Origin of the sequence: Paraburkholderia haematera (assembly GCF_905220975.1) — a bacterium.
In the GTDB taxonomy this organism is placed as follows: domain Bacteria; phylum Pseudomonadota; class Gammaproteobacteria; order Burkholderiales; family Burkholderiaceae; genus Paraburkholderia; species Paraburkholderia haematera.
On record NZ_CAJNBK010000065.1, the window covers coordinates 1 to 1,384 of the forward strand.

The 1,384-nt window shown below is 56.5% G+C and carries 1 protein-coding gene; it reads left to right on the forward strand.

What is annotated here, in order from left to right:
- Positions 1-91 precede the first annotated feature (91 nt).
- A complete protein-coding gene (locus KHO23_RS34835; protein ID WP_211617537.1) occupies positions 92-1,111 on the forward strand; it encodes an IS110 family RNA-guided transposase in 1,020 nt (339 codons plus the stop codon).
- Positions 1,112-1,384 lie beyond the last annotated feature (273 nt).

Sequence of the window (1,384 nt, forward strand, 5' to 3'; positions counted from 1 at the left end):
TGTTGATTTACTGAGATGGACCCGACGCCCCTTCGGGGAAGCGCGATACTGCTGAATGTCGTCTTAACGAGACCACATTGGGAGGTTCGTCATGGAAATCGATATTCTCGGCATTGATCTTGCCAAGCACATCTTCCAGCTTCACGGCGCTGAACGCAGCGGACGCGCGGTGCATCGCTCCAAGGTCGGGCGCGGAGCATTGATCGAGACCGTTCAAATGCTTCGCCCGCGAGTCGTAGCGATGGAGGCTTGCAGTTCAGCGCATCATTGGGCGCGTCGCTTTATCGGCATGGGTATCGAGGTCCGCTTGATAAGCCCTCAATATGTGACGCCGTTTGTGAAGACAAACAAGAACGACCGTAACGATGCGGAGGCAATCGCAGAGGCGGCCTCGCGTCCGTCGATGCGCTTTGTTAGCGTTAAATCGGTCGAGCAGGAAGACATCCAGGCCGTGCATCGAATGCGTGCCATCCTGGTGCGCCAGCGCACGGCAGTCATCAATCAGATCAGAGGACTGCTGGCCGAGCGCGGCCTGATCGTTGCGCGCTCGGTGCAGGCTTTCAAACGAGCCATCCCGGCCTTATTGAGTAACGAGAGCTCCGAACTGACGACTTTCTGCCAGGCGCTGCTTACAGACATGTTGCAACATTTGCAGGCGCTGGAAGCTCGGATTCATTGGCTCGAAGTGGCGATAAAAGACTTCGTAAAAAACTCGGCATTGTGCCGCAAGATTACCGCGGTCGAGGGTGTAGGTCCGCTAACTGCGAGCGCCGTCGTTGGCGCTATCGGGGATGCCAAACAGTTCTCCAACGGGCGTCATCTGGCGGCGTGGCTGGGGCTGGTGCCCCGTCAATACTCCTCGGGAGGCAAAGCCCGGTTGCAGGGCATCAGCAAGCGCGGCGATACCTATTTGCGAACTCTTCTGGTTCACGGTGCAAGAACCGTTTTGCAATACGCGTCGGGCAAGACCGACAAACGTAGTCGATGGTTGCAGCAACTGATCGCCCGACGCGGCTACAACTGTGCGGCAGTCGCACTGGCCAACAAGAACGCACGTATCCTGCAGGTCCTGCTGAGTACCGAAGCGTCGTATAGGCCAGCGGTAACATGAACGCAATACAGGTTTAGATTGCGGTATCACCCAGCGCAGGTTTGCGTAGCTCTAGTACATGATGACGAAATCGGTAGAACCAGCATCCTGAAACCTGCTTTCCGTGCCGGCCATGTAGTTCAAGCCGTTGATTTGTTCAGGACAAGGGTGCGCGGATCTCATCAAGGCTGCGGGCGTGCTTCGGCAAATGCCCACGAGCAAGCCGGATACATGCATGCAGACCATTTCCAATCATCATAAAGAGCTTGCAAAGCGCGTCGGGTCCATACATGC